At 74.6% G+C, this 26,036-nt stretch carries 27 protein-coding genes and 1 riboswitch; of the genes, 14 read left to right on the top strand and 13 right to left on the bottom strand.

Annotation, left to right across the window (positions count from 1 at the left end; translation table 11 throughout):
* Positions 1–40: 40 nt before the first annotated feature.
* On the top strand, positions 41–877 hold the full coding sequence (locus tag KIN34_RS09190) for a siderophore-interacting protein (RefSeq protein ID WP_214349555.1): 837 nt from the start codon (positions 41–43) through the stop codon (positions 875–877).
* An 82-nt stretch (positions 878–959) separates the two neighbouring features.
* On the opposite strand, the gene KIN34_RS09185 is transcribed toward KIN34_RS09190, so the two are convergent.
* Complete coding sequence (locus KIN34_RS09185; protein WP_214349553.1) at positions 960–2,909, bottom strand: pectate lyase-like domain-containing protein; 1,950 nt, start codon at positions 2,907–2,909, stop codon at positions 960–962.
* A gap of 136 nt (positions 2,910–3,045) precedes the next feature.
* Between KIN34_RS09185 and KIN34_RS09180 the strand changes: the two genes are divergently transcribed.
* The 6 genes from KIN34_RS09180 to galK all read left to right on the top strand — a co-directional run bounded on the left by KIN34_RS09180 (position 3,046) and on the right by galK (position 9,402).
* Positions 3,046–4,389 carry a magnesium transporter MgtE N-terminal domain-containing protein gene (locus KIN34_RS09180; RefSeq protein ID WP_214349551.1) on the top strand — a complete coding sequence of 448 codons (1,344 nt, stop codon included), beginning with the start codon at positions 3,046–3,048 and terminating at the stop codon, positions 4,387–4,389.
* Positions 4,382–4,951: a DUF1003 domain-containing protein gene (locus tag KIN34_RS09175; RefSeq protein ID WP_214349549.1), complete on the top strand. Its 570-nt coding sequence runs from the start codon at positions 4,382–4,384 to the stop codon at positions 4,949–4,951. Before KIN34_RS09180 ends, KIN34_RS09175 begins: the two co-directional genes overlap by 8 nt.
* Before the next feature lie 68 nt (positions 4,952–5,019).
* On the top strand, positions 5,020–6,159 hold the full coding sequence (locus KIN34_RS09170; protein ID WP_372449537.1) for an Mrp/NBP35 family ATP-binding protein: 1,140 nt from the start codon (positions 5,020–5,022) through the stop codon (positions 6,157–6,159).
* Between the two features lie 59 nt (positions 6,160–6,218).
* Positions 6,219–7,058, top strand: a complete 840-nt coding sequence (locus tag KIN34_RS09165; RefSeq protein WP_214349545.1) for a DeoR/GlpR family DNA-binding transcription regulator — start codon at positions 6,219–6,221, stop codon at positions 7,056–7,058.
* Positions 7,055–8,230, top strand: coding sequence for a galactose-1-phosphate uridylyltransferase (gene galT / locus KIN34_RS09160; RefSeq protein WP_214349542.1), 1,176 nt, complete (start codon positions 7,055–7,057; stop codon positions 8,228–8,230). The genes KIN34_RS09165 and galT overlap by 4 nt, the downstream gene beginning before the upstream one ends.
* Complete coding sequence (galK, locus tag KIN34_RS09155; RefSeq protein WP_214349539.1) at positions 8,227–9,402, top strand: galactokinase; 1,176 nt, start codon at positions 8,227–8,229, stop codon at positions 9,400–9,402. Before galT ends, galK begins: the two co-directional genes overlap by 4 nt.
* Before the next feature lie 109 nt (positions 9,403–9,511).
* Here the strand turns inward: galK and KIN34_RS09150 are convergent, their stop codons facing one another.
* Positions 9,512–10,141 carry an ArsR/SmtB family transcription factor gene (locus KIN34_RS09150; RefSeq protein WP_307858160.1) on the bottom strand — a complete coding sequence of 210 codons (630 nt, stop codon included), beginning with the start codon at positions 10,139–10,141 and terminating at the stop codon, positions 9,512–9,514.
* A gap of 138 nt (positions 10,142–10,279) precedes the next feature.
* On the opposite strand from KIN34_RS09150, the gene KIN34_RS09145 reads away from it, so the two are divergent.
* Positions 10,280–11,566, top strand: a complete 1,287-nt coding sequence (locus KIN34_RS09145; RefSeq protein ID WP_307858159.1) for an MFS transporter — start codon at positions 10,280–10,282, stop codon at positions 11,564–11,566.
* 27 nt (positions 11,567–11,593) lie between these two features.
* Here the strand turns inward: KIN34_RS09145 and KIN34_RS09140 are convergent, their stop codons facing one another.
* The 4 genes from KIN34_RS09140 to KIN34_RS09125 all read right to left on the bottom strand — a co-directional run bounded on the left by KIN34_RS09140 (position 11,594) and on the right by KIN34_RS09125 (position 15,652).
* Positions 11,594–12,406 (bottom strand): exodeoxyribonuclease III, encoded by an 813-nt coding sequence (locus KIN34_RS09140; protein WP_214349535.1) that lies wholly within the window; start codon positions 12,404–12,406, stop codon positions 11,594–11,596.
* Positions 12,407–12,724: 318 nt separating this feature from the next.
* On the bottom strand, positions 12,725–13,606 hold the full coding sequence (locus KIN34_RS09135) for a bifunctional methylenetetrahydrofolate dehydrogenase/methenyltetrahydrofolate cyclohydrolase (RefSeq protein ID WP_214349533.1): 882 nt from the start codon (positions 13,604–13,606) through the stop codon (positions 12,725–12,727).
* A 19-nt stretch (positions 13,607–13,625) separates the two neighbouring features.
* Entirely contained in the window at positions 13,626–14,909 is a 1,284-nt protein-coding gene (glyA, locus tag KIN34_RS09130) for a serine hydroxymethyltransferase (protein WP_214349531.1), read from the bottom strand.
* A gap of 70 nt (positions 14,910–14,979) precedes the next feature.
* Positions 14,980–15,070: riboswitch (ZMP/ZTP riboswitch) on the bottom strand.
* Positions 15,071–15,127: 57 nt separating this feature from the next.
* Entirely contained in the window at positions 15,128–15,652 is a 525-nt protein-coding gene (locus tag KIN34_RS09125; protein WP_214349529.1) for a MarR family winged helix-turn-helix transcriptional regulator, read from the bottom strand.
* A gap of 39 nt (positions 15,653–15,691) precedes the next feature.
* Between KIN34_RS09125 and KIN34_RS09120 the strand changes: the two genes are divergently transcribed.
* The 4 genes from KIN34_RS09120 to KIN34_RS09105 all read left to right on the top strand — a co-directional run bounded on the left by KIN34_RS09120 (position 15,692) and on the right by KIN34_RS09105 (position 18,100).
* The gene (locus tag KIN34_RS09120; RefSeq protein WP_214349528.1) at positions 15,692–16,660 is read left to right on the top strand and encodes a DMT family transporter; all 969 of its coding nucleotides are present in this window, start codon (positions 15,692–15,694) and stop codon (positions 16,658–16,660) included.
* Positions 16,661–16,745: 85 nt separating this feature from the next.
* Positions 16,746–17,093: an ArsR/SmtB family transcription factor gene (locus KIN34_RS09115; protein WP_214349525.1), complete on the top strand. Its 348-nt coding sequence runs from the start codon at positions 16,746–16,748 to the stop codon at positions 17,091–17,093.
* Positions 17,090–17,563, top strand: coding sequence for an SRPBCC family protein (locus tag KIN34_RS09110; RefSeq protein WP_214349522.1), 474 nt, complete (start codon positions 17,090–17,092; stop codon positions 17,561–17,563). Before KIN34_RS09115 ends, KIN34_RS09110 begins: the two co-directional genes overlap by 4 nt.
* Positions 17,564–17,602: 39 nt before the next feature.
* Entirely contained in the window at positions 17,603–18,100 is a 498-nt protein-coding gene (locus tag KIN34_RS09105; RefSeq protein WP_214349519.1) for a VOC family protein, read from the top strand.
* On the opposite strand, the gene KIN34_RS09100 is transcribed toward KIN34_RS09105, so the two are convergent.
* Both KIN34_RS09100 and KIN34_RS09095 read right to left on the bottom strand, forming a co-directional pair.
* The gene (locus KIN34_RS09100) at positions 18,093–18,833 is read right to left on the bottom strand and encodes an aminoglycoside 3'-phosphotransferase (RefSeq protein WP_214349516.1); all 741 of its coding nucleotides are present in this window, start codon (positions 18,831–18,833) and stop codon (positions 18,093–18,095) included. The genes KIN34_RS09105 and KIN34_RS09100 overlap by 8 nt on opposite strands.
* Before the next feature lie 7 nt (positions 18,834–18,840).
* Positions 18,841–19,344, bottom strand: coding sequence for a GNAT family N-acetyltransferase (locus KIN34_RS09095; protein ID WP_214349513.1), 504 nt, complete (start codon positions 19,342–19,344; stop codon positions 18,841–18,843).
* A 72-nt stretch (positions 19,345–19,416) separates the two neighbouring features.
* Here KIN34_RS09095 and purU point away from each other — a divergent pair, with 72 nt between their 5' ends.
* On the top strand, positions 19,417–20,265 hold the full coding sequence (gene purU / locus KIN34_RS09090; RefSeq protein WP_372449536.1) for a formyltetrahydrofolate deformylase: 849 nt from the start codon (positions 19,417–19,419) through the stop codon (positions 20,263–20,265).
* A gap of 7 nt (positions 20,266–20,272) precedes the next feature.
* Here purU and KIN34_RS09085 read toward each other — a convergent pair whose 3' ends face one another.
* Complete coding sequence (locus tag KIN34_RS09085; RefSeq protein WP_307858158.1) at positions 20,273–21,046, bottom strand: 2-phosphosulfolactate phosphatase; 774 nt, start codon at positions 21,044–21,046, stop codon at positions 20,273–20,275.
* Positions 21,047–21,213: 167 nt separating this feature from the next.
* On the opposite strand from KIN34_RS09085, the gene KIN34_RS09080 reads away from it, so the two are divergent.
* Positions 21,214–21,627, top strand: coding sequence for a hypothetical protein (locus KIN34_RS09080; protein ID WP_214349504.1), 414 nt, complete (start codon positions 21,214–21,216; stop codon positions 21,625–21,627).
* 3 nt (positions 21,628–21,630) lie between these two features.
* Here KIN34_RS09080 and KIN34_RS09075 read toward each other — a convergent pair whose 3' ends face one another.
* From KIN34_RS09075 to KIN34_RS09060, 4 genes are read right to left on the bottom strand one after another with little or no spacing between them, the layout of a single operon-like run.
* Positions 21,631–22,812, bottom strand: coding sequence for a sugar ABC transporter permease (locus KIN34_RS09075; RefSeq protein ID WP_307858157.1), 1,182 nt, complete (start codon positions 22,810–22,812; stop codon positions 21,631–21,633).
* On the bottom strand, positions 22,809–23,555 hold the full coding sequence (locus tag KIN34_RS09070) for an ATP-binding cassette domain-containing protein (protein ID WP_307858156.1): 747 nt from the start codon (positions 23,553–23,555) through the stop codon (positions 22,809–22,811). The genes KIN34_RS09075 and KIN34_RS09070 overlap by 4 nt, the downstream gene beginning before the upstream one ends.
* Positions 23,552–24,679, bottom strand: a complete 1,128-nt coding sequence (locus KIN34_RS09065; RefSeq protein ID WP_214349501.1) for a substrate-binding domain-containing protein — start codon at positions 24,677–24,679, stop codon at positions 23,552–23,554. Before KIN34_RS09065 ends, KIN34_RS09070 begins: the two co-directional genes overlap by 4 nt.
* Positions 24,676–25,872, bottom strand: a complete 1,197-nt coding sequence (locus tag KIN34_RS09060; protein ID WP_214349498.1) for an ROK family transcriptional regulator — start codon at positions 25,870–25,872, stop codon at positions 24,676–24,678. Before KIN34_RS09060 ends, KIN34_RS09065 begins: the two co-directional genes overlap by 4 nt.
* Between the last annotated feature and the right edge of the window lie 164 nt (positions 25,873–26,036).

Below are 26,036 nucleotides of genomic sequence, written 5' to 3'. Positions count from 1 at the left end.
GCGGCGACCGCCGTCGCGGGGCACCGACGAGGGAGCGCCGATGACCCGCAGCTCGACACTGGTCAAGCCCGAGAGCGCGCGGATGCTGCGCGCCACCGTCCTGCGCCGCGAGCTGGTCTCGCCGTCGATGGTCCGGATCACGGCGGGCGGCCCCGGGCTCGACGCGCTGACGCCGCTGGGCTTCGACCAGTGGTTCCGCATGCTCGTCCCGCGGCCGGGCCAGGAGGAGCTCCGCCTGCCGCCGGACCTGACCCTGCGGGGCTACCTGCGCTACGCGACGATGAACGCCGCGACCCGCCCGCTGCTGCGCAACTACACCTTCCGCGCGATCCGGCCGGGCGAGATCGACATCGACCTGGTGGTGCACCCCGCGGCGGACCCCTCCGCGTTCAGCGCCGCGGCGTGGGCGCAGCGGTGCGAGATCGGCAGCCCGCTGGGGGTGCTCGACGAGGGCATCATGTTCGCCGCCCCGCCGCGGGCCGAGTCCCTGCTCCTCGTCGCCGACGAGTCCGGGCTGCCGGCGGTCGCCGGCGTGCTGGCCGCGCTCCCCCGCGACGCGCGAGGCCTCGCGCTCGTCGAGGTGCCGACGCCCGAGGACGTCCAGGACCTCGAGGCACCCGAGGGCGTCGAGGTGCGGTGGCTCCCGCGCCACGAGCCGACAGGCGCCGCCCACGACGAGCACGCGGTGCCCGGCCGGCTCGCGGCGGCGGCCGCCGCGTCGTGCACGTGGCCCGAGGGGCGGCCGTACGCGTTCGTCGTCGGCGAGACCGGCATGACCGCCGCCGTCCGACGCCACCTGGTCACCGAGCGTGGCCTGGCGAAGACCGACGTCGCCTTCTGCGGCTACTGGAAGCACGGCGCCAAGCCGGCCCGCTGACGCGCGTCACGCTCGCGTCAGCGGGCCGGCTTCCGTCACGCTGCCGTCACGGGTGTCGCCACGGGTGTCCTCAGGAGTGTCGTCACGGGTACTGCGCGACGAACGACGGCACCCCGACCGCGGTGTCGTCGACCTGGTCACCCGTGTCGTTGACGACGTGCCGGATGGTCCCGGCGCTGAGGTTGACGGTCATGACGTGCGTGAGCCGGACGCCGGGACGCTCCGGCACCTCGAACCCGCGCTCGGTGACGATCGACGGGTTGTTCTGGTTGAACACGTACACCCCGCCGCCCCACAGCTGGTGCGTGCGCACCGCGTCGCCGACCTTGTAGCCGGCCCAGCCGAGCGTGCCGTCGGGCCGCGTCCAGTCCGCCTGCGTCGGCGGGTCGTAGGGCAGCTCGTTCTGGAACAGCACGACGCGGCCGCCGTCCCCGTTCCAGACCAGGTTGTGCTGCTGGAAGTGCTCCACGAACAGCCCGGTCGCCGTCACGTCGTCGCCGTTCACGACGACGCCCGTGCGCCCGATGTTGGTGCGCCAGCGCTCGGTGTCGCCGTTGACGCCCTCCGTGAAGCCCTCGACGCCGTGGTCCGCGCGCCAGACCCACGTGTGGTCCACGACGACGTCGTCGGCGTTGATCTCGAGCGCCACGTCCGTGCTGCCGCGGTGCGGGCCGCCCACGCGGAAGTACACGTCGCTCAGCGTGATCGGGTCCTTGCGGCTGCGGGCGCCCCAGTCGTGGCCGCCGAGCCGCAGGCCGACCTTGAGCAGCACGGGCGACTTCGTCGGACCCGCGTCCACCGTGACGCCCGCGACGACGATGCCGGGCACGTCGGCGACGAACAGCGGCACGGACCCGCGGACGGAGGTGAGCGTCGCGTGCCCGAGGCCGAGCACCACGGTGCCCGGGCGCCACGCCGTGATCGTCGACGCCACGTCGTACACGCCGGGGGTGAGCAGCAGGTTCTTGCCGCGCGCGAGCTCGAGGTTGATGCGCGCCACGGAGTCGCCCGGCCGGGCGACGTAGAAGCTCCGCAGCGGGACGGAGCGTCCGGGCGTCATGCCGTCGGCCCACGTGATCCCGCGGGTGCCCTGAGCCGCCGAGGGGACGCGCACGTTCCACCTGCCGTGGTCGTCCACGTACAGGTAGGGCTTCTCCCGGCTCACCGGGGTCGTGTCGAGCGTCGTGTAGGGCGGGTCGGGGAAGGCGGCGTCGTCGGGTGCGCCCTCGACGCCGGAGAAGACCTGGTTCCACACGCCGTTGGACCAGCTGCGGACCTCGCTGTTGCGGGTCAGCCACTGCTGCTGCGAGCCGTTGACGACGTCCCCGAACCGCGAGTCGGCGATGAAGCCGCCGCTCGCGTACTGCGGTCCCGCGGTGCAGTAGTCCATGAGCGAGAAGCCGGGGTCGCCCTCGTCGGCCCGGACGTCGACGCGACGCACCGAGACCGCCTGCGAGACCGCCCAGAAGTTCGCCGACGCGCGGCAGCCGTCCTGACCGGCCGCGTCGATGTCGATCGTGAGGTTCGACAGCGTGCGCCAGAAGTTCACGAGCGCGAGGCAGTTCGGGTTGTCCGGGTCGTCGGACAGGCAGCGGTTGTAGGTCTCGATCTTGCCGTGCACGACGACGTCGGACGGCGACGCGCCGAGGCCGGCGACCTCGGTGTAGTAGCCGACCTTCATCTGCAGCGGCTGCTCGGCGGTGCCGTACTCGCCGGGCAGGAACAGCAGGCTGTACCGAGCGGTCCCCATCTCGGCGTCGACCTGCTGGGCGTGGATCGCGTCGACCCGGGCCTGGATGTCCGCCACCGGCATGCTCGGGTCGAACACGACGACGTTGGCGCCCAGGTCGGGCGCGGGGGGCTGGTGGCCGCGGCCGGCGGCCGCGGGCGACGCGGCGGCGCCGACGACGAGCGCGAGCGCGACGAGGCCGGCGAGGCCGGTGCGCCGCCGGCGGCGGCTCGGCGCACGGGCGGGCGCTGGTGCGGGGACAGGCGCGGGGACAGGCGCGGGGGCAGGGCTGTGGTGGGGCACGGTGATCCTCTCCGTTGAGCTCAACCGGACATATCGGAGCCAACCACACTGACCGACCTGTCAGTAAGTAGTTCGTTGAAACGTGTCCATGATCCGTTCACCGCGTCGTCCGGTGCGGTGCGTCTAGGCTGACCGCGTGAGCAGCGTGGGCACCCGGGTCTTCGTCGCGCGCCTGGCCGGCACCACGGTCTTCGACCCCCTCGGTGACCAGGTCGGGCGCGTGCGCGACGTCGTCGTGCTCGTCCGCCCCAAGGGCGCGCCGCGAGCCGTCGGGCTCGTCGTCGAGGTGCCCGGCCGGCGGCGCGTGTTCCTCCCGCTGACGCGCGTCACGGCCATGGACCCCGGTCAGGTGATCTCGACCGGCCTGGTGAACATGCGGCGGTTCGAGCAGCGCGCGTTCGAGACGCTCGCCGTGAGCGAGCTGCTGGACCGCACCGTCGACCTGGTGGACGGCAGCGGGGCGGCGACGGTCGAGGACGTGGCGCTGGAGCTGCAGCGCGGCGGGGACTGGCTGGTCAGCAAGCTGTTCGTGCGGCGCGTCGTCGCCGGGCACCGTGGCCTGCTGCGACGCCGCGGCGAGACGCAGCTCGTGGCGGTCGAGGAGGTCACCGGCCTCGCGCGGGCGGCGGGCCAGCAGGGCGCGGACCTCCTGCTCGCGCAGTACGAGGACCTCAAGCCGGCCGACCTGGCCGACGTGCTGCACGACCTGGGCACCACGCGCCGCCTCGAGGTCGCCACGGCGCTCGACAACGAGCGGCTGGCCGACGTCCTCGAGGAGCTCCCGGAGGACGACCAGGTCGCGATCCTGCAGGGCCTCGAGCTCGGCCGCGCCGCCGACGTCCTCGAGGCGATGCAGCCCGACGACGCCGCCGACCTCCTGGGCGAGCTGCCCGACGACCAGGCGGCCGAGCTGCTGGGGCTCATGGAGCCCGAGGAGGCCAAGGACGTCCGGCGGCTGCTGGCCTACGAGGACAACACCGCGGGCGGTCTGATGACCACCGAGCCCGTCATCCTCGGCCCCGAGACGCCCATCGCCGCCGCGCTCGCGCACGTCCGGCGGCAGGACCTCACGCCCGCGCTGGCCTCGATGGTGTTCGTCACGCGGCCGCCGCTCGAGACGCCGACCGGGCGGTTCATCGGGGTCGTGCACCTGCAGCGGATGCTCCGCGAGCCTCCGCACGAGCCGATCGGGTCGATCGTCGACACCGACATCGAGGCGATCGAGGTGGGCGCGCCGCTGCTGTCGGTCACGCGTCAGCTCGCCACGTACAACCTCCTGGCGCTGCCCGTCGTCGACGCGGAGAAGCGCCTGCTCGGGGCGGTGTCGGTGGACGACGTGCTGGACCACCTGCTGCCCGAGGACTGGCGCGAGCAGGACGACGAGGAGCACGGGCTGTCCCCCGCGGGCGCCGCCACCCCCGCGGCGGCCGGTGCCCGGACGGGCGGGCCGGCCGGTCGGCCGGGGGTGACCCGTGGCTGAGCGCCTGGACCAGCCGCGCGAGTCGCGGCGGTCGTTCTTCCCGCGCCCGTCGACGGACCAGGACGCCGCGGGCCGCGCCTCGGAGAGCATCGCGCGGTTCCTCGGCACGCCGTCGTTCATCTTCTGGCTGACGATCTTCTGCATCGTCTGGCTCGTGTGGAACTCCTGGGGACCCGAAGGGCTGCGGTTCGACAAGGCGAGCAACGGCTTCACCGTCCTCACGCTCATGCTGTCGCTCCAGGCGTCGTACGCCGCGCCCCTGATCCTGCTGGCGCAGAACCGGCAGGCCGACCGCGACCGGGTGCAGGCCGAGCAGGACCGGCAGCGCTCGGAGCGCAACCTCGCCGACACCGAGTTCCTGGCCCGGGAGATGGCGGCGGTCCGCATCGCGCTGGGCGAGGTCGCGACCCGTGACTTCGTCCGCTCGGAGCTGCGCAACCTGCTCGAGGAGCTGGCGACCGAGCAGGCCGAGGACGACGAGGCGGAGGGCGCGCACGACCGTGCGGAGGCGCGTGCGCCCCGGTCCGAGCGCAAGGGCGAGCGCAAGCGGCCGACCGCCTGACGGCTCCGGCCCCGCCCGGGCCGGACGGCCCGTCCGTGGCCCCCGCGCGGCGACCTAGCATGGTCGTCGTGCCCGACGAGAACCCCACCGAGCTCACCGCGGCGATCCGCGCGGCCCTCGCGACCGTGCAGGACCCCGAGATCCACCGGCCGATCACCGAGCTCGGCATGGTCCGCTCGGTCGACGTCGAGGGCGGGCGCGTCGTCGTCGGCGTGGACCTGACCACCCCGGGCTGCCCGCTCAAGGAGACCCTGACGCGCGACGTCACCGCCGCGGTCGCCCAGGTGCCCGGCGTGGACGAGGTCGCGGTCCAGCTCGGCGTCATGACGGCCGAGCAGCGGGCGGACCTGCGCCGGCTCCTGCGCGGCACCGACGCCGAGCCGACGATCCCGTTCGCGCAGGCGTCGTCGCTGACCAAGGTGTTCGCGATCGCGTCCGGCAAGGGCGGCGTCGGCAAGTCGTCCGTCACGGCCAACCTCGCGGTCGCCATGGCGGCCGACGGCCTGCGCGTGGGCGTGGTCGACGCGGACATCTACGGCTTCTCGATCCCGCGCATGCTGGGCGTGGACCGGCCGCCGACCAAGGTCGACGACATGCTCCTGCCGCCCGAGGCGCACGGCGTGAAGGTCGTCTCGATCGGCATGTTCGTCCCGCCCGGTCAGCCGGTCGTGTGGCGCGGGCCGATGCTGCACCGCGCGCTGCAGCAGTTCCTCGCGGACGTGTTCTGGGGCGACCTGGACGTGCTGCTCCTCGACCTGCCGCCCGGGACCGGGGACATCGCGATCTCGGTGGCGCAGCTCCTGCCGGGCTCGCAGATCGTCGTCGTGACCACACCCCAGGACGCGGCGGCCGAGGTCGCCGAGCGGGCGGGGTCCGTCGCGGTCCAGACGCGCCAGCACGTCGTGGGCGTGGTCGAGAACATGTCCTGGCTCGAGCAGCCCGACGGGAGCCGGCTCGAGGTCTTCGGGTCGGGGGGCGGCGCACGTGTGGCGGGCCGGCTGACCGACCTCACCGGCGGCGACGTCCCGCTGCTCGGGCAGGTCCCGCTCGACGTGCGGCTGCGGGAGGCGGGCGACGCCGGCACCCCGGTGGTGCTGACCGACCCGGGCTCGCCCGCGGCGGCGGCCCTGCGCACCGTCGCGACGGCGCTGGCCACCCGCCGCCGCAACCTCGCCGGCCGCTCCCTGGGGCTGTCCCCCACCCGCTGAGCCCACCTCGCTCGCTGCGCGTTGTTGGATTTTGTTGAATCGCGTGGGATGCTGTTCGGGTGTTGGCGACCCAGCGGCAGGAGCTGATCCTGACGGCCGTGCGCGAGCGCGGCGCCGCGCGCGTCGCGGACCTCGTCGCCGAGCTCGGCGTCTCGGACATGACCGTGCGGCGGGACATCGCCGAGCTCGCGCAGGCGGGGCTCGTGCGGCGCGTCCACGGCGGCGCGGTCGCCCCCGAGGGCACGCGGGCCGCCGACGAGCCGGGCTTCGAGGTCAAGACCGAGCAGGCCGGGCCGCAGAAGGCGGCCGTCGCGCGGGCCGCTCACGCCGAGCTCGAGCCCGGTCAGGCGATCGCGCTCTCCGCGGGCTCCACCACCTACCGGCTGGCCGAGCTCGTCGCCGCGGACCCCGAGCTGCGGCCGCTCACGGTCGTGACCAACGGCCTGCGCATCGCCGAGGCGCTGCACCGGGCCGTGCGCGGCGCGGAGATCGAGGTCGTGCTCACCGGCGGCGTGCGGACGCCGTCGGACGCGCTCGTCGGGCCCGTCGCGGACGCCGCGCTCGCGCGCCTCCGCGTCGACCGCACCTACCTCGGCGTGCACGGTCTCGACGAGGCCGGGCTCACCACCCCGAACCTCGCGGAGGCCGCCACCGACCGCGCGCTCATGACGTGCGCGGCCGCGACCACCGTCCTCGCCGACCACACCAAGTGGGGCGTCGTGGGGCTCGCGCAGATCGCGCCGCTCGACGAGGTCGACGTGGTCCTGATGGACGACGCGGCACCCCCGCAGGCTCGTCGTCACCTCGCGGAGCGCCTGGTGACCGTTCCCCAGGACGTGCCCCCGAACCCGACCGGCGGCGGCGCCGGACCCGCCCGAGAGAAGGCCGACCCGGCATGACCGACACCACCGCCCACGTGCGCGTGACGCCCACGCACCTTGCAGACGGCCGCGAGCTGTTCTACTTCGACGACTCCGAGCCCTACGTGTCCGGCGCGGCCACGCGCCGCCTCGACGACCCCCGCCCGCTGCCGGACCGGTTCGCGCCCGACGAGCAGGGTCGGCCGGTCACCGGCCCGGAGCTGCGGCGGGACCCGCTCACGGGCGAGTGGATCGCGATGGCCGCGCACCGCATGAACCGCACGTTCCTGCCGCCTGCGGACGCCAACCCGCTCGCGCCCGCCAAGCCCCGGGCGACGTACCAGGACGGCGAGATCCCGGCGGAGGACTACGACGTCGTCGTGTTCGAGAACCGCTTCCCGTCGCTCATGCGCGTCCCGGGCGCCACCGACGAGGTCGCGCTCCTGGACGACGAGCCGCTGTGGCAGACGCGGCCCGCCGCGGGCCGCTGCGAGGTCGTGTGCTTCTCGTCGGACCCGAGCGCGTCCTTGCGCACGGTGACGCCCCACCGCATGCGCACGATCATCGAGGCGTGGGCGCACCGGACCGAGGCCCTCAACGCGACAGAGGGGATCGAGCAGGTCTTCGCGTTCGAGAACCGCGGCAAGGAGATCGGGGTCACGCTGCACCACCCGCACGGCCAGATCTACGCGCTGCCGTACCTGGCGCCGCGGACCGCGACCATGCTCGAGGCGGCGCGTGCGCACCGCGCCGCCACGGGCCGCCTGCTCGGTCGCGACGTGCTCGAGGCCGAGCTCCGGCACGGGGCGCGCGTGGTCCTCGAGTCGGAGCACTGGGTCGCGTACGTGCCGTTCGCCGCCCGCTGGCCCGTCGAGGTGCACCTGGTGCCGCGCCGGGACGTGCCGGACCTCCCGGCCCTGTCCGACGACGAGCGCGCCGACCTGGCGACCACCTACCTCGAGCTGCTGCGTCGGCTGGACCTCTTCTTCGTCGACGACGAGACCGCGATCCCGCTGCCGTACATCTCCGGCTGGCACCAGGCGCCCGCGCGCCAGGGCCGTGACGACTGGCGGCTGTCGCTGCAGCTCTTCTCGGTGCTGCGCGCCCCGGGGAAGCTGAAGTACCTCGCCGGCGTGGAGTCCGGCGTCGCCGCGTGGGTCTCGGACACGACGCCCGAGCGCATCGCGAACCGGTTGAAGGAGCTCGCATGACGACGTGGGCGCACGCCTGGGACGAGTCCACCGGCCAGGAGCGCGCGCGTGCCGCCTTCGCCGCGGCGTTCGGTGCGACGCCGCCCGCCGGCGTCTGGTCCGCTCCGGGCCGGGTGAACCTCATCGGTGAGCACACCGACTACAACGGCGGCCTGTGCCTGCCGGTGGCGCTCGCGCACCGGACCTTCGCGGCGGTGCGGCCGCGGGTGGACGACGCGGCGCGCATGGCCTCCTCGTGGGACCCCACCGCGGTGGTGCACCTCGCCCTGGAGAGCGTGGCGCCCGGCACCGTCGACGGCTGGACCGCGTACGTCGCCGGCGTCGCGTGGTCGCTGCGCGAGCAGGGGCACCGGGTCGGCGGCTTCGACGTCGCGGTCGACTCGTGCGTCCCCGTGGGCGCCGGCCTGTCGTCCTCCGCCGCGCTCGAGTGCTCGGTCGCCCTCGCGCTCGACGAGCTGAACGGCCTGGGCCTCGAGCGCGAGGTCCTGACCGCCGCCGCGGTACGGGCCGAGAACGAGATCGCCGGCGCACCCACGGGCGGGATGGACCAGGCCGCGGCGCTGCGCACGATCCCCGGGCACGCGCTGCTCCTGGACTGCCGCGACCTGTCGGTGCGGCACGTCCCGTTCGCGCCGGAGGCCGACGGGCTCGCGCTGCTGGTCATCGACACCCGCACCGAGCACGCTCTCGTCGACGGCCAGTACGCCGCACGCCGGGCGACCTGCGAGGACGCCGCCGCGCTCCTCGGCGTCCCGACCCTGCGGGAGCTGACCGACGTGCCCGGCGACGCCGAGCGCGCGCTCGCGACGCTCGACGACGGCAGCGAGGGCTCCGACGTGCGCGTGCGGCGCGTGCGGCACGTCCTGGCGGAGATCCAGCGGGTCGTCGAGTTCGTCGACCTGCTCGATGCGGGCCGTCTGCGCGAGACCGGACCGCTGCTCGACGCGTCGCACGCCTCGCTGCGCGACGACTACGAGGTCTCGTGCCTCGAGCTCGACGTGGCGGTCGAGGCCGCCCGCGCGGCGGGCGCGCTCGGTGCCCGCATGACCGGCGGCGGCTTCGGCGGGTCGGCGATCGCCCTCGTCGAGGTGGACGCGGTCACCGCCGTGGCGGACGCCGTCGACGCGGCGTTCCGCGAGCGTGGACTGCGGGCGCCGAGCTTCGTGGCCTGAGCGTCTCGTCGCACCCGCGGCGCCGGCGCCTGCGGTCGACGACGAGGGCCGCTGTTCGCTCTGAGCGAACAGCGGCGCCGAGGGGCGCCGACGACGCGACCCCGCGTGCTCAGGCGTCCTCGCTGACGCCCGGGCGGGACCCGGGCGGGCGGCGCTGGACGTCCTCGTGCAGCGAGAAGAACAGCGAGTAGGGAGCGCCGTCCGGGTCCGACGGGCGCGCGGCGTACTCGTGGAAGATCTCGAAGAGCCGGCCGACCAGCTCGTCGTGCCCCGCCTTGTCCAGCCGCAGACCGAGCCGCACCATCGGCGTCTCGTCGAGGTCGTCGACCAGCGCGAGCTCCTCGAGGAACGCGTCGACGAGGATGCGCGCCTGCCCGACGGGCGCGGGCGACCGCCAGGACTTGCGGGTGGCCCGGTAGGGCACCTCGCGTGAGCCCCGAGCGCCGCGCCGCACCGGCTCGGCCGCCAGGAAGCCACGGTCCGCCAGCGTGCGCACGTGGTGCAGCACCGTCGCGGGGTTGCGACCGAGCCGCTGCGCGATCTCGCGGTTGGTGAGCGACTCGTCGAGGCAGAGCCGCAGGATCCGCATCCGGAGGGTCGAGGCGAGCGCGCGGGCGTCGGCGTCCGGGTCGGCCGGCACCTCGGGCGCCACGGGTCGCACAGCATCCGCCGCGGCCGACGGCGGCGCCGAGCCGTCGCTCGAGCGAACCTCGTCGGTCGCGTGCTCGTCGGTGCCCACGACCCCATCCTGCCACTGATTGACTTTTCTCAATCACTTGGTGATCCTGGCCGCATGACGGCGACCCCTCCCTCCCCACCACCGGTCTCGCCCCCGGGATCCGACGCCGCGCCGGAGGCCCCGGGGACCGAGACGCCGGTGCCCGCGAGGCGCTCGCTCATCCACCACCGCGACTTCCGGTGGCTGTGGGCGGGCGACGCGATGGGGCAGCTCGGCGCGCAGCTCACCGGGCTCGCCCTGCCGGTCTACGCCGTCCAGCACCTGCGGGCGACCGAGTGGCAGATGGGTGTGCTGAACGCCGCCGAGACCGCCGCGTTCCTGGTCATCGGCCTGCCGGCGGGCGCGTGGGTGGACCGCATGCGCAAGCGCCGCATCCTCGTCGTCGCCGACCTGGTGCGGGCCGCGGTCCTGGCCGTCGTCGTCGCGGCCGCCGCCACGGACCACGCGTCGATCCCGCTGCTCGTCGTGGCGGCCACCGTCATCAGCGTCGCGAACGTGTTCTTCGACGTCTCCCACCAGAGCTACGTGCCCGGTCTGGTCGGGCTCGAGCACGTCGTCGAGGGCAACTCCAAGCTGCAGGCGACGCAGTCGGTCGCGCTCGTCGCGGCGCCCGCGATCGGCGGCGCGCTGCTGCGCGTGATCGCCGCGCCCGCGCTGATCGCGGTCACGGTCGTCACCTACCTGCTCTCGGCGTTCGGGGTCGGCCGCATCCGGCACCGCGAGGAGCCGCCGTCGCCCGACTCCCGCCGGCCGCTGCGCACCGAGATCGCCGAGGGCCTGCGGTTCGTGGTGCACCAGCCGCTGCTGCGCCGGATCGTCGCGACGACCTCGATCTCGAACTTCGCCGGCTCGATCTCCGGCGCCGTCCTGGTGATCTACGCGCTGCGCACGCTCGGCCTCGACACCGCCGCGTACGGCACGGTGGTGTCCGCGTCGGCGGTCGGCGGGCTGGCCGGCGCGTTCACGGCCGACCGGCTGAGCCGCTGGGTGGGCGAGGCACGCGTCATCCCGATCGCGACGATCGCCTGCATCCCCGCCGCCGTCCTCCTGCCGCTCGCGACGAGCCTGGCCGTGACGCCGCAGGTCGTGCTCGTCGTCAGCGGCGTGGTGCTCAACTTCGCCGTGATCGTCTACAACGTCGCGCAGGTGAGCTTCCGGCAGCGGCTCTGCCCGCCCGCGCTGCTCGGCCGGATGAACGCCTCGGTGCGGTTCATCGTGTGGGGCGTCATGCCGCTCGGCGGTCTGCTCGGCGGCTGGCTCGGGCACCAGATCGGCGTCGCCGCGACCCTGTGGGTGGCGGCGGCGGTCACCGCCCTGGCGGCGCTGCCCGTGGTCCTCTCACCGATGCTGGGCATGCGCGACCTGCCCACGCCCGACGCCGCGGCTCCACCGGTCACGCCGGCGCCCGAGGACCCGCCCGCCTGACGGCAGCGGCCCTCGCACGCCCGCGCGTCACACGTCGTACTCGACGACGAGGGGCGCGTGGTCGGAGAAGCGCGCGTCGTAGGTCGCCGCGCGGTCGACGGTCGCGCGGACCGCGGCGTCCGCGAGCTCGGGCGTCGCGATCTGGTAGTCGATGCGCCAGCCCGCGTCGTTGTCGAAGGCCTTGCCCCGCCACGACCACCAGGTGAACGGCCCCGGGCCCTCTCCCCCGAGCTCGCGCCCGAGGTCGCGCCAGCCCACGTCGTCGAACCACCGGTCGAGGTACGCCCGCTCCTCCGGGAGGAAGCCCGCGCTCTTGAGGTTGCCCTTCCAGTTCTTGATGTCCGCCTCGCGGTGGGCGATGTTCACGTCGCCCGCGACGACCGCGAAGCCGCCGTCCGCCGCGATCTGTGCCATCCGCGCGGTGACCGCCTCGAGGAACGCGAGCTTCTCGTCCATCGAGGGTGCACCGGCCGTGGCGGAGTGGATGTACGCCGAGACCACGGTGACGGTCCGCGGCGGCGCACCGTCGTGCTGCGGGACCTCGAGATCGGCCTCGACCCACCGCCCGACGTCGCCCGGCACGCCCGTGCCGATCCCGATCCGGACCGCCGACATCGGCAGGCGTGAGGCGATCGCGACCCCCGAGCGCCCCTTGGTCTCGCTGGCCTCGTGCGCCAGGTGCCACTCGTCGGGCGACAGGTGGTCGGCCAGGATCTCGTCGGAGGCGCGCACCTCCTGCAGCAGCAGGACGTCCGGGCGACGCTCCGCCATCCACTCGGCCATGCCCCGGCGGAAGGCCGCGCGGATGCCGTTGACGTTGACGGTGGCGATGGTGAGCAAGGCGAGTTCTCCGTGCGGTCGGTGCGGGGTGGCCGCGCCCGATCCTGCCTCATCCCGCCGACACGACCGACCGCACCCCGGCCACGGGACCACCCGGGTGCCGCCCGGCTCAGTCGGAGGCGGCCGAGGACTCCCGGGCGCTCGCCCCGGCCCGCCGCCGGAGCTGCTCGAGCGCCTCGCGATCCTCCCGCACCGTCACGTCCGCCCTCGTCGCACCGACGACTGCGGCGTAGGGCCCTATCCCGCGCGCGGTCCCGGTTCCGGACGCACGGAGGGCGGGCGCCGCAGCACCCGCCCTCCGTGATCCGTCGACCGAGGTCAGCCCGCGAGACGCTCCGCGGCGTCGACGACGTTGCTGAGCAGCATCGCGCGCGTCATGGGCCCGACGCCGCCCGGGTTGGGCGACACCCAGGCCGCGACCTCGCGCACGCCCGGGTCGACGTCGCCGACGACGCGGCTCTTGCCTGTCTCCGGGTCGACGGCGCGGGACACGCCCACGTCGACGACGACCGCGCCGGGCTTGACGATGTCGGCCGTCACGATGCCCGGGACGCCGGCCGCCGCCACGACGACGTCGGCGTGCCGGGTGTGCTCGGCGAGGTCGTCGGTCCCGGTGTGGGTCAGCGTGACGGTCGCGTTGACCGCGCGCCGCGTGAGGAGCAGGCCGATCGACCGTCCCACGGTGACGCCCCGCCCGACGACGACCACGTCCGCCCCCGAGAGCGAGACGCCGTGCCGCTCGATGAGCTCGATGATCCCGCGCGGGGTGCAGGGCAGCGGGCTGGTAACCGGCTCGTTGACGCGCAGGACCAGGCGCCCGAGGTTCGTCGGGTGCAGCCCGTCCGCGTCCTTGTCCGGGTCGATGAGCTCGAGCACGCGGTGCGTGTCGATGCCCCGCGGCAGGGGCAGCTGCACGATGAAGCCCGTGCAGGCGGGGTTCTCGTTGAGCCGCCGCACGGCGGCCTCGATGTCCTCCTGCGTCGCGTCGGCGGGCAGCTCCTCCTGGATGGAGGCGATGCCGACCTCGGCGCAGTCGCGGTGCTTGCCCGCGACGTACCACCGCGAGCCCGGGTCGTCGCCGACGAGCAGCGTGCCCAGCCCGGGCGTGACGCCGCGCGCCGCGAGCGCCGTGACGCGCTCGGTCAGCTCGGCCTTGATGGTCGCCGCGGCGGCGGTGCCGTCGAGGATCTGTGCCGTCATGGCGTGCTCCCCCGCCCGCTCAGTACTGCTTCAGGCCGGGGTACAGCGGGAACGCCTCGGTCAGCTTCGCCACCCGCGCCTGCAGCGCCGCGACGTCCGTGGCCTCGCCGCCGACGAGCGCGCTCGCGATGATGTCCGCCACCTCGGTGAACTCGGCGTCGCCGAAGCCGCGCGTCGCGAGCGCGGGCGTGCCGATGCGCAGGCCGGACGTGACCATCGGCGGACGCGGGTCGTTGGGGACCGCGTTGCGGTTCACCGTGATGCCCGAGGCGTGCAGGAGGTCCTCCGCCTGCTTGCCGTCGATCGCGGCGTCCCGCAGGTCGACGAGCACCAGGTGCACGTCGGTGCCGCCCGAGCGGACGGTGATGCCCGCGGCGGCGACGTCGGCGGTGGCCAGGCGCTCGGCGACGATCCGCGCACCGCGCACGGTCCGCTCCTGCCGGTCCCGGAACTCCGGCGTGCCGGCGACCTTGAACGCGACGGCCTTGGCGGCGATCACGTGCATCAGCGGGCCGCCCTGCTGGCCCGGGAAGACGGCGGAGTTGATCTTCTTCGCGATGTCCGCGTCGTTGGTGAGGATGAAGCCGGAGCGCGGGCCGCCGATGGTCTTGTGCACCGTGGAGGACACCACGTGGGCGTGCGGCACCGGGGACGGGTGCACGCCGGCGGCCACGAGGCCCGCGAAGTGCGCCATGTCGACCCACAGGTACGCGCCGACCTCGTCGGCGATCTCGCGGAACGCCGCGAAGTCGAGCTGGCGCGGGTAGGCGGACCAGCCGGCGATGATCACCTTGGGCTGGTGCTCGACCGCGAGCCGGCGCACCTCGGCCATGTCGACCAGCGACGTCGACTCGTCGACGCCGTAGGCCACCACGTCGTACAGCCGGCCCGAGAAGTTGATCTTCATGCCGTGCGTCAGGTGGCCGCCCTGGTCCAGCGCGAGGCCCAGGATCGTGTCGCCGGGGCGCGCCAGCGCGTGCAGCACGGCGGCGTTGGCGGTCGCGCCGGAGTGCGGCTGGACGTTGGCGAACTGCGCGCCGAACAGCTCCTTGGCGCGCTCGATCGCGATGTTCTCGGCGATGTCGACCTGCTCGCAGCCGCCGTAGTAGCGCCGGCCCGGGTAGCCCTCGGCGTACTTGTTGGTGAGGACCGAGCCCTGCGCCTGCAGGACGGCCAGGGGGACGAAGTTCTCGCTCGCGATCATCTCGAGCGTGCCCTGCTGGCGCGCGAGCTCGCCGTCGAGGACGGCGGCGATCTCCGGGTCGAGGTCGGCGAGGTTCTGGTCCAGCACGTTGTCGCTCATGCGGCTGCTCCTGTCGCAGTCGGTGGCGGGCGCGGTCGCACCCGCACACACGGGTGTCCGGTGTGAGGCGACCGAGGGCCCAGGCGTCCGACCCCGTTGGTCCAGCTGCTGCGTCGCTCCCCGGTGGTGACCCACCCGTTGCGCCAGTCGCGACCCGCACAGACTAGCAACCCCCACCGCCCCGGCGACGAGCCGTCCCACCGGCCGCCCCGCGCGCCTCACGCGCTCGTCGGCGGCTCCTCCAGGCGCGCGAGCCACCGGGTCAGGACGCCCTCGAGCACGACGACGTCGGCGGGGTCGAGCTCGGCGAGCAGGCGGTGCTCGTTGGCGAGGTGGTCCGTGAACGCCGCGTCGATCACGTCCCGCCCCGCGTCGGTGAGCGCGACGACCCGGCCGCGGGCGTCCTCGTCGGACACCCGGCGGCGGACCAGGCCCGCCGCCTCCAGCCGGTCGATCCGCTTGGTCATGCCGCCCGACGTGACGAGCGTGTGGGCCGCGAGGTCGCCGGCGGTGCGCTCGTAGGGCGCGCCGGCACGGCGCAGCGTCGCCAGGACGTCGAAGTCCCCCTCGCTGAGCCCGTGCGCCCGGTACACGGCGACCAGCTCCTCGGTGAGGTGCCCCGCCACGCGGTGCAGCCGTCCGATCACGCCCTGCGGGCTCGGGTCGAGATCGGGACGCTCGCGCCGCCACGCGGCCTGCACCAGGTCGAGGCGGTCGGGACGTGACGCGGGCGACGGGGGCACACCCGCAGATTACCTTCCGCGGAAGGTACATTGTCTTCCATGGAAGGAAATCTGCGCTGGATGCTCGTCACGGCCGTCGCCCCGATCACCTGGGGCGCGAGCTACTACGTCACGCGGCACCTGCTCCCCGCGGACTCGCCCCTGTGGGGCTCGGCCCTGCGCGCGCTGCCCGCCGGCCTGCTCCTGCTGCTGGTGGCGCGACGCCTGCCGCGCGGCTCCTGGTGGTGGCGCAGCCTGGTGCTCGGCACGCTCAACATGGGTGCGTTCTTCGTGCTCGTGTACGTGGCCGCGCAGCTCCTCCCGACGAGCGTCGCCGCCACCGTGATGGCCACGTCCCCGCTCGTCATGATGCTGATCGCCTGGGCGCTGCTCGCCCAGCGGCCCACCGTCCCCGCGGTCACGGGCGGCGCGCTCGGGCTCGCCGGGGTCGCCGCGATGGTGCTCACCGGCGCGGGCGCGCTCGACGTCGGGGGCCTCGTCGCCTCGGTGACCGCCATGCTCATGTCGAGCCTGGGCTTCGTGCTCGCGCAGCGCTGGCGGGACGACGAGGTGGACGTCGTGTCGTCGACGGCCTGGCAGCTCGTCGCCGGCGGGCTGACGCTCCTCGTCGCGGCCGCCGTCGTGGAGGGCGCTCCCCCGCGCCTCGACGGACCGGCCTGGGCGGGTCTCGCCTTCCTCTCGCTCGCCGCGACCGCGCTCGCCTACCTCGCCTGGTTCGGCGGGCTGCGCCACCTGCCCGCCGGCACCGTCGGGCTCGTCGGGCTGCTGAACCCGGTCACCGGGCTGGCGCTCGGGCTCGTGGTGGGCGGCGAGCACCTCACGCCGCTGCAGGCGCTCGGCGCGCTCGTCGTGCTGGCAGGCGTAGCCCTGGGCCACCCCGCCCTCTCCCGCCCCCGCCCCACCCCCGCCACCCCCACCCCCACCGCCCCACCCCCTCACCACGCCACGTCGAGCTCGTCAGCGGGGCGCGAGAACGCGGTTCCGGCGCGCGTTCTCGCCCGGGACTGACGAGCTCGGCGCCGGGGGTTGCGCTTCGCGCGGCCCGCGCGTACGTTCTTATTCAACAGAACGGTTGAATACGACGAGGAGGATCGTGCAGGGCGACGAGGACGAGCGGCTCGACCGGGCGTTCCTCGCGCTGGCCGACCCGGTCCGTCGTGGCATCGTCGCCCGGCTGTCCCGCGGCCCCGCGACCGTCAACGAGCTCGCCGAGCCGCACGCCATCTCGCTGCAGGCGGTGTCCCGGCACATCCAGGTGCTGGAGCAGGCCGGGCTCGTCACCCGCACGCGCGACGCCCAGCGTCGGCCCGTGCACCTGGCCCCCGAGGCGCTCGAGCGCCTCACGGCGTGGATCGACCGCTACCGGCTGGTCCACGAGCGACGTTTCCGGTCCCTCGACGGGCTGCTCGCCGAGGACCCCACCCAGGAGGACCCGAGATGACCAACCCCGTGCACGTCGACGCGCCCGCGGGTGTGCCGTTCATCGACATCACCCGCGAGTTCGACGCGCCCGTCTCGCGCGTCTTCGCGGCCCACGCCGACCCGGCGCTCGTCGCGCGCTGGATGGGCCCCGACGGTCTGTCGACCGACATCAGCGAGTGGGACTTCGTGTCCGGCGGCCGGTGGGCGTTCGCGCAGACCGAGCCGAGCGGCGAGACCTACGGGTTCCGCGGCACGTTCCACACCGTGCGGCCCGACGAGCTCGCGATCCAGACCTTCGAGTTCCTGGGCTTCCCCGACGTCGTGTCGGTCGAGACCCTGCGCTTCGTCGACCTCGGCGACGGCCGGACCCGGCTCGAGGTGCACGCCGTCTACCCCTCGCTCGAGGCCCGCGACGGCATGGTCGCCAGCGGCATGGAGCACGGCCTCACGCAGGGCTACGCCAAGCTCGACGACCTCGTCGCCGACTGACCCACCCACAACCAACCCACCGCGAGAGGAACCACCACCATGGGCATCGTCCACCCCCACCTCTGGTACGACGACAACGCGCTCGAGGCCGCCGAGTTCTACGTCTCGGTGTTCCCCAACTCGCGCATCACCAACGTCATCCACGCGCCCGCGGACATGCCGGGCGTCACCAAGGGCGCCCCGTTCATCGTGGCGTACGAGCTCGACGGCCAGCCGGTCGAGGCGATCTCGGCGGGTCCGTCCCTGCAGCTCACCGCCGCGTTCTCGTTCGTCGTCGACTGCGCCGACCAGGCCGAGGTCGACCACTACTGGGACGCCCTGCTCGCCGGCGGCGGCCAGGAGGTCGCTTGCGGCTGGCTCACCGACCGGTTCGGCCTGTCCTGGCAGGTGGTCCCCCGCCGGCTCATGGAGCTCACCACGTCGCCGGACGCCGACCCCGAGGGCGCGGCCCGCGCCACGCAGGTGATGCTCACGCAGAAGAAGATCGAGATCGCCCCGATCGAGGCGGCCTACCGCGGCGAGCAGCCGGTCAGGTGAGGTCCCACAGGGCGCGGTAGTAGGCGGTGCGCTCGTCGTCGGGGTCGATGCCGTAGGCCTCGAGCAGCGGCTCCTCGTAGCCGGGGCCGTAGTTCCACTCGGTGCTCCACGTCGCCACCGCCAGGTCCGCCCAGCGGTCGGCGACGCCGCACCGGCCCAGGTCGACGTGCGCGAGCCACCGGCCGTCGTCGTCGAGCAGGGTGTTGGGCACGCACGCGTCGGCGTGGCACACGACGAGCCGGTCGACCGGCGGCGGCGGCCCGAGGGCGTCGACCGCCGCCGGGTCGGGTGCGGACGCCCGTCGCACCTCGACGCCCCAGTCGTAGGGACACCCGGCGACCGGGACCGACTCGTGGAAGGCCCGCAGACCCGCCCCGACCGCCCGGACGGCGTCCTCCGGGCGCGCCAGCCACGCAGGGTGCACCGCGCTGCGGCCGGGGACGGCGCGCGTCATCAGCCACGCGCCCTCGTCGTCGGACCCGACGTCGAGCACCTCGGGGACGCGCGTGAACCGCGCGACCCAGCGCAGGCGGCGCGACTCCTCGGCGAGGTCCACCGGGGTCCCGGCGGGCGCCCACTTCACGTACGCGCCGTGCACCGGCGAGAAGAACGTCGTCCCGCCGACCTCGTTGCGCCACACCGCCTCGATCGGGGGGTCCGCGACGAACGGGGCGTCGCCGACCAGGCGGTGCACCCGCTCGGGTACCTCGACGTGACCGACCGGGATGCTCACCGGTCCGTCAGCGGTCCGCCTCGGGGACGTCCGGCGTCTCGACCAGCGACTTGCGCAGGAACGCGTACGTGAGGTCGCCGGCGGTCTGGTCGTGCTGGTGCTCGTAGCCGTGCTTGGCGTACATCGCGATGTTCTGCACCGAGTCGCGGCCCGTGAAGACCCAGACCTCCTCGATGCCGTCCGGCAGGTACGGCAGGATCGCGAGCAGCAGCTGCGTGCCGAAGCCGTGACCCTGCAGGTCCGGGGCGACCGCGAAGCGTCCGAGGGTCGCCTTCCTGTCCTCGACGAGCACGCGGATCGAGCCGACGAGCCGGTGGCCGTCCCAGCCGCCGAGCGTCACGACGTCCTCGCGCTGCAGGTCCACGACGAGCTCGTCGAGCGTCTGCGTCAGCGGCGGGATGTTGGGGTCGCCGTACTGCTGCGCCTCGGTGACGAACGCGGCGCGGCGCAGGGTGAGGAGCTCACCGGCTTCGTCGGTGGAGACCGGGCGGATGTCGAGGTCGGCCGTCATGCGGCCATGGTGTCAGCAGCGCGGCGCCGCGGACTACTCTCGGGCCTCGTGTCCCACACTGCGAGCCCGGACGTGAGCCCGACCCACTGGGTCCTGACGCTGTCCTGCCCGGACCGCCCCGGCATCGTGCACGCCGTCGCGGGCCTGCTGGCCGAGCACGGCGGGAACATCACCGAGTCGCAGCAGTTCGGCGACCCGCTGTCGGGGCTGTTCTTCATGCGCGTGCAGGTCGCGTCTGCCGCGACCTACGACGAGCTCGCGGGCGCCCTCGAGCGTCTGGCCGCGCCGTTCGCCATGCAGTGGTCGCTCGACGTCGCCGGGCGACCCGTGCGCACCCTGGTCCTCGGCTCGACCGCGGCGCACTGCCTCAACGACCTGGCCTTCCGCCAGCGCTCGGAGAACCTGCCGATCGACATCGTCTCGGTGGTGTCCAACCACACGGTGCTCGAGCCGCTCGCCGCGTTCTACGGCATCCCGTTCCACCACGTGCCGGTGACGGCCGCCACCAAGGCGCAGGCCGAGGCGCGGCTGCTGGAGCTCGTCGAGGAGCTGGACGTCGAGCTGGTCGTGCTCGCGCGGTACATGCAGATCCTGTCCGACGACCTGTGCCGTCGTCTGGCCGGACGCGTCATCAACATCCACCACTCGTTCCTGCCGTCGTTCAAGGGCGCCCGCCCCTACGCGCAGGCCCACGACCGCGGCGTCAAGCTCATCGGCGCGACCGCGCACTACGTGACGGGCGACCTCGACGAGGGGCCGATCATCGAGCAGGACGTCGAGCGCGTCGACCACACGCGGGCCGTGGAGGACCTGGTCGCGCTCGGCCAGGACGTCGAGCGGCGCGCCCTGGCGCGGGCCGTCCGCTGGCACGCGGAGCACCGCGTCCTGCTCGACGGGCACCGCACCATCGTCTTCCGCTGACGGGTCCTCACGCCCGGAACGCGGGGCCGAGCCCGTCGTCGAGCAGCCGCGGGACGGTGGCGGTGGCGTCCACCTGCACCGCGATCTCGACGTCGCGCGACCACCCCGCCTCGACGAGCTCCCGTCCGCTCGTGCTCGCCGCGACCGTCGCCGCGGGGTCGGGTGTCCCCCGCCAGAGCGCGGCGGCGGCGGACGCCTCGGGCGACAGGGTGACGCCAGGCCCGGCGCCGAGCCGCGCCGCGACCGCCCCGGCGCCGAGCAGGTCCTCGAGGCCCGGGCGCAGGCTGCCGTCGGGCCACCGCTCTCCCGCCGGCACGAGGACCACGCCGTGCCCCTGGTCCACGGCGAGATGAGCCGCCACGCACGCGGCCACCGCGCGAGCGTTGCGGAGGCACCCGGCGACCACGGTCGCCCCCGTGCCCGCGAGCGCGTGCGTGATCGTGGCTCCGTTCGGCGAGGGCAGGACCAGCCGGCCCGGCTCCGCGCCCGCCAGGGACGCCGGCGAGAGGCTGAGGCGCCCGTCACGCCGCGGACTCGCCAGGGCGGCGCCCGCCCGCGTCGCGAGCGCCTGCGCGCCGTCGGCGTCCCGGTCGGGGTAGGGGTGCACCACCACGCCCCGCTCGCACGCGACGGTCACGGCCGTGGAGAAGGACAGCACGTCGACCACGACGACGAGCGTGCCCGGAGCGTGCGCGCCCAGCAGCGCCAGCGCTCCTGCGCGGCCCCACTCGAGCCGCACCCGGGCCGGTCGCTGGTCCGGTAGCCCGTGCGCGCCCGTCACGCGACGAGTGTGCCACCGCCCGCGCCTGCCCCCTGCCCCGGGGCAGACGGGACCAGACGGGTGAGATCTCCCGGCAGTGCGGGAGGATCCGCCCATGCGGGCTCGACGCGGAGCCCGTCGCCCGCCGACGCTGGGTTCCCCCCCGCCGGCCAGCCCTGAAGGTCCCCATGCTCTCGCGCCTCTCCCGCCGCACCTCGGCCGTCCTCGCCGGCCTGCTCGTGGCCGCCCCGCTCGCCCTCGTCGGGCCTGCCGCGACCGCCGCCACGCACCCGACCGCGACCGCCCACCCCGCGGCGACCAAGTCCTGCGCGGCGAGCGTGTCGACCACCAGCCCGCGCCAGTACACCTACGTCGGCGTCAACGTCTCGCGGCTGAGCTCGGGGGCGAAGGTGAAGACCGTGGCGCACTACAAGACGACGAACACCACCAAGACGGCCACCGCGAGCTCGTCGGGCAAGGCCGCGCTGAGCTACTACATCAGCGGCGCCACCGTCGGCTACCGCGTCTACGTCGACGTGACCGCCACCAAGGGCTCGACCAGGTGGACGTGCCGGACGTCGTTCACGCCACGCTCGCGCTGAGGGTCACGCCGTCTCCCGCGCGCGGCGCATCAGCGCGTCGATCGTCACCGCCGCGGCCAGCACGACGCCGGTGACGACGAACCGCGCGGACGGGTCGAGGTTGATCAGCACCAGGCCGTTGGCGATCGACTGCACGACGAGCGCGCCGACCAGCGCGGACCAGGCCGAGCCGCGCCCGCCGAACAGGCTCGTCCCCCCGATCACGGCGGCCGCGATCGCGAACAGCGTGACCTCGGCCGAGCCGGTCGCCTGGTTCGCGGCCGCGAGCCGGCCCGCGGCCACCACGCCCGCGAGCGCCGCGAGCGTCGAGCACGCCACGAACACCGACACCCGCACCCGGTCCACGGGCACGCCGGCCCGCCGCGCCGCGGTGACGTCCCCGCCCGCGGCGCGCACGTGCCGACCCCAGCGCGTGCGGCGCAGCAGCAGGTCGCACACCGCGACGAGCGCGACGAAGAGCGCGAAGAGCGCGCCGACCCCGCGGTTGGTGCCGAGGTAGGCGACGGAGACGGCGAGCACCACCGCCAGCGCGGTGACCTTGCCCGCGGCGCGCGCCGCCGACGGCACGGGCAGGTCGGCGCGGTCACGGCGGACGCGGTCGAGCACGAGCGCGCCGGCGTAGCCCGCGACGACGAGCACCACGAGCGTCCAGGCCGTCACGGGCAGCAGGTAGGTGGTCTGGCAGAGCTCGACGAGCCAGGACTCGAACGGCAGGTTGACCGAGCCGGTGGGCCCCAGCACGCGCAGCTGCAGCCCGGTCACCGCCAGCAGCCCGGCGAGCGTGAAGACGATCGCGGGCACGCCCAGGAACGTGCAGACCAGGCCGTACCCGAGGCCGACGACCGCGCCCGTGAGGACCGCGAGCAGCACCGCGAGCCACAGCGGCCAGCCGACCTGCACGGTGCCGACCGCGACGAGCGCGGCCGCCAGGCCGGACAGCGCGCCGACCGAGAGGTCGATCTGGCCGATGTGCATCGTGAGCACGACGCCGAGCGCGAGCACGCCGACCACGACCGACTGCTGCGTGAGGTTGACCAGGTTGTCGGCGGACAGGAACGCGGGCTCGAACGCCGCCAGGACCGCCCAGAGCAGCACGAGCCCCGCGGCGATCGGCAGCACGCCGAGCTCGCCGACGCGCAGACGGGACCACAGCGCGCTCGTCGTCCCCCGCAGCCCGGGGCTCACCGGGTCACCCCGACGCCCGTCACGGCGGCGAGCAGGTCCTCGTAGCTGGCGGTCGCGCCGTCGAACTCACCGTTGGTGCGGCCCAGCCGCAGCACGACGATCCGGTCGGCCACCGCCTGCACGTCCACCAGCGAGTGGCTCGTCAGCAGCACGCCGTGCCCGCGCGAGCGCAGCCGCTCCACGAGCGTGAGGAACTCCGCGGTCTGCGAGATGCCGAGCGACGCCGTCGGCTCGTCGAGCACGAGCACGCGCGGCTCCCCGAGCAGCGACCGCGCGATCGCGACGGCCTGCCGCTGCGCGCCGGACAGCGCGGCGACCGGCGCGCGCACCGAGGCGACCCGGACCGCCAGCTGGTCGAGCAGCCGCCACGCGTGCTTCTCCATCGCGACCTCGTCGAGCAGGCCGGCGGCGGTCGGCTCGTGGCCGAGGAACAGGTTCTCGACGACGTCGAGGTTGGCGCACAGAGCGAGGTCCTGGAACACGCCCGCGATGCCGAGGGCACGCGCGGCGGCGGGCGAGGCGAGCGGCACGGGCGCGCCGTCGACGAGCACCTCCCCCGCGTCGGGCGCGGACGTCCCGGTGAGCACGTCGACGAGCGTGGACTTGCCGGCGCCGTTGTCGCCCACGACCGCCACGACCTCGTGCCCGTGGATCGTCAGGTCGACGTCGACGAGCGCGCGCGCCGCGCCGTAGCTCTTGCTGACCCCCCGCAGCTCGAGCACGGGCGGCTGCCCGGGCGTCACGCGCCGGCCTCGTCGAGCAGGCCGGCTTCCTCGCAGGCGCGGACGTAGGGCTGCACGCAGATCTCCTCGGTGGTGTAGACGCCGCCGTCGACGATGATGCGGCGGACGTCGCCGCGCGTGACCGCGACGGGGTCGATGAGCATGGCCGGGACGCCCTCGACACGGGCGGTGGTGACCGGCTCCTCGCCGTGCAGCACCCGCACCGCGAGCTCGCCCGCGGTGCGCGCCTGGACGGACAGGGCCTTGTAGACCGTCATCTCCTGCTCGCCCGCGAGGATCCGCTGGATCGCGGCCAGCTCGGCGTCCTGCCCGGTGACCGGCACGACGGGCACGCGTCCCGCGGCCCGGAGCGCCGAGATCGCGCCGCCGGCGATCCCGTCGTTCGCGGCGTACACGCCGTCGACGTCGTCGTCGAGCTGGGACAGGCGCGCGGTGACCCACTCCTGGGCCTTGTCAGGGCTCCAGTCGGGTGTGTCGTACTGCGCCAGGACGGTCAGGCCGGCGGCCTCCAGCGCGGTCCGCGCCCCCTCGGCGAGCCCCCGCGAGTTGGGGTCGGTCGCGGCGCCCGTCACCAGCAGCACCCCGCCCCCGGGGGCGGACGACGTCTCGTCGGTGTCCCGCCCCGCCCGCTCGGCGATCGCGCGGGCCAGCGCGACGCCCTGGATCCGGCCGACGCGCCGCGAGTCGAACGACACGAGGTAGTCCAGGTCCGCGTCGGCGATGAACCGGTCGTAGGCGATGACGGGGACCCCGCGCGCGTGGGCCCGCGCCACGATCCCCTTGGCCGCGACCGCGTCGACCGCGTCGAGCACCAGCACGCCGGCTCCCTGCGTGAGCGCCGACTCGGCCTGCTGCTGCTGCAGCGCGGCGTCCTGGCCGGCGTTCGCGGACAGCACGCGGCACGTCGGGCAGCGGCGCTCGACCACGTCCTCGAACTCCGGCTGGTCGATCTCGCCGTACCGCGCCGCCTTGGACTCGGGCAGGAGCAGCGCGATCGCGTCACGGCGCCCCGTGCCCACGTCCCCGGTGCTCGACGTGGTGCACGCGGCGAGCGGTACGACGAGCGCGAGCAGCCCGGTCCCGACGAGCAGCGCGCGCCGGGCGAGGCCGGGCCGGGCGGTCATGCCTGCGCCCCCGCCCCGGTCGGGAGGTCGGTGCGGATCGACGCGCTCTCGAGTGCCACGACGAGCGCGCCGCGGACCTCGGCGGTCGCCCCGAGTGCCGACGGCACGACGAGCGCGGGGCCGCCGATGCTGGGCAGCGTGCGCTCGACGAGCGTCGCGCGCAACGGGTCGAGCAGCACGTCACCGGCCTCCGCGAGCTGTCCCCCGACGACGACGACCTCGGGGTCGACGAGGTTGCACACGCTCGCCAGCGCGACGCCCAGGTGCCGGCCGGCGTCGGCGAACACCCGCCGGCACCCCGGGTCACCCTCGAGCGCGCGCGCGACCGCGTCCGCCAGCGTGAGCGACCCGTGCGTCGGGCGCAGCAGGTCGAGCAGCACGCGCGCGCCGGTGTACATCTCGAGGCACCCCCGGTTGCCGCAGCGGCACACGGGCCCGTGGTCGTCGATCGTCACGTGGCCGATCTCGCCCGCCGAGCCCATCCGGCCGTGGAACACGCGGCCGTCGAGCACGAGCCCGCCCCCCACGCCGTGCGACGCCCGCAGGTAGACCGCGTGCCGGTGGCCACGCGCCGCGCCCAGCCGCACCTCCGCGAGCGCACCCAGGTTCGCGTCGTTGTCCACCTCGACCGGCACGCCCAGCCGGTCGCCCAGGAGGTCCGGCACCGCCACGCCGTCCCAGCCGCGCAGGAGGCCCCGCGTCGAGACCTGTCCCGTGCGCACGTCGACCGGGGCGGGCACGCCGACGCCGACCGCGAGGACCTCGCTCATCGACGCGTCGACCTGCTCCACCATCTCCGCGAGCAGCTGCGCCGCGCGGTCCAGGCCGACGTCCGCGCGGTGGTCGGGGGGCAGCGGCAGCCGCTGCTCGGCCACGATCCGGTGGGAGACGTCCGCGAGCGCCACGCGCAGCGAGCGCGTCCCGAAGTGCAGCCCCGCGACGAGGCCGAGGTTGCGCGCGAGGGTGACCTGCTGGGCGCGGCGCCCGGACCGGGACGTGGGGGCCGTGTGCAGGACGCCCGCGGTGGTGAGCTCCTTGACGATGTTCGAGACGGTCGCCGGGGACAGGCCGGTGAGGCCGGCCAGCTCGACCTGCGTGAGCGAGCCACGCTGCTGGACGGCGTTGACGATCCGCGCTCGGTTGGCTTCACGCAGTGAAGTTTGAGAGCCCGGAGTGACCCGGTCGGTGCCCACGCGCGCAGGATACACAGGCTGGCCACCGGGATCGTGCGGTCGGCAGGCCGACGGCAGGGCACCACCCCGATGGCGGACCGCCCGCTCCCGGGTCCGCGCGGATTGAACTCAACGTCACGTTTCGGCCACGCATTCGTTCATTTCTTGACGCCAAGCCCGGTCCG

The sequence above is a fragment of the Cellulomonas fulva genome (assembly GCF_018531375.1).
In the GTDB taxonomy this organism is placed as follows: domain Bacteria; phylum Actinomycetota; class Actinomycetes; order Actinomycetales; family Cellulomonadaceae; genus Cellulomonas; species Cellulomonas fulva.
This window is presented reverse-complemented; position numbering and strand designations above follow the sequence as displayed.

Coding starts and splice junctions, on each gene's coding strand:
- KIN34_RS09080 (WP_214349504.1), top strand. CDS start 21,214: ATGCTCTCGCGCCTCTCCCGCCGCACCTCGGCCGTCCTCGCCGGCCTG.
- KIN34_RS09105 (WP_214349519.1), top strand. CDS start 17,603: ATGGGCATCGTCCACCCCCACCTCTGGTACGACGACAACGCGCTCGAG.
- glyA (WP_214349531.1), bottom strand. CDS start 14,909: ATGAGCGACAACGTGCTGGACCAGAACCTCGCCGACCTCGACCCGGAG.
- KIN34_RS09065 (WP_214349501.1), bottom strand. CDS start 24,679: ATGACCGCCCGGCCCGGCCTCGCCCGGCGCGCGCTGCTCGTCGGGACC.
- galK (WP_214349539.1), top strand. CDS start 8,227: ATGACGACGTGGGCGCACGCCTGGGACGAGTCCACCGGCCAGGAGCGC.
- galT (WP_214349542.1), top strand. CDS start 7,055: ATGACCGACACCACCGCCCACGTGCGCGTGACGCCCACGCACCTTGCA.
- KIN34_RS09120 (WP_214349528.1), top strand. CDS start 15,692: ATGGAAGGAAATCTGCGCTGGATGCTCGTCACGGCCGTCGCCCCGATC.
- KIN34_RS09110 (WP_214349522.1), top strand. CDS start 17,090: ATGACCAACCCCGTGCACGTCGACGCGCCCGCGGGTGTGCCGTTCATC.
- KIN34_RS09095 (WP_214349513.1), bottom strand. CDS start 19,344: ATGACGGCCGACCTCGACATCCGCCCGGTCTCCACCGACGAAGCCGGT.
- KIN34_RS09135 (WP_214349533.1), bottom strand. CDS start 13,606: ATGACGGCACAGATCCTCGACGGCACCGCCGCCGCGGCGACCATCAAG.
- KIN34_RS09190 (WP_214349555.1), top strand. CDS start 41: ATGACCCGCAGCTCGACACTGGTCAAGCCCGAGAGCGCGCGGATGCTG.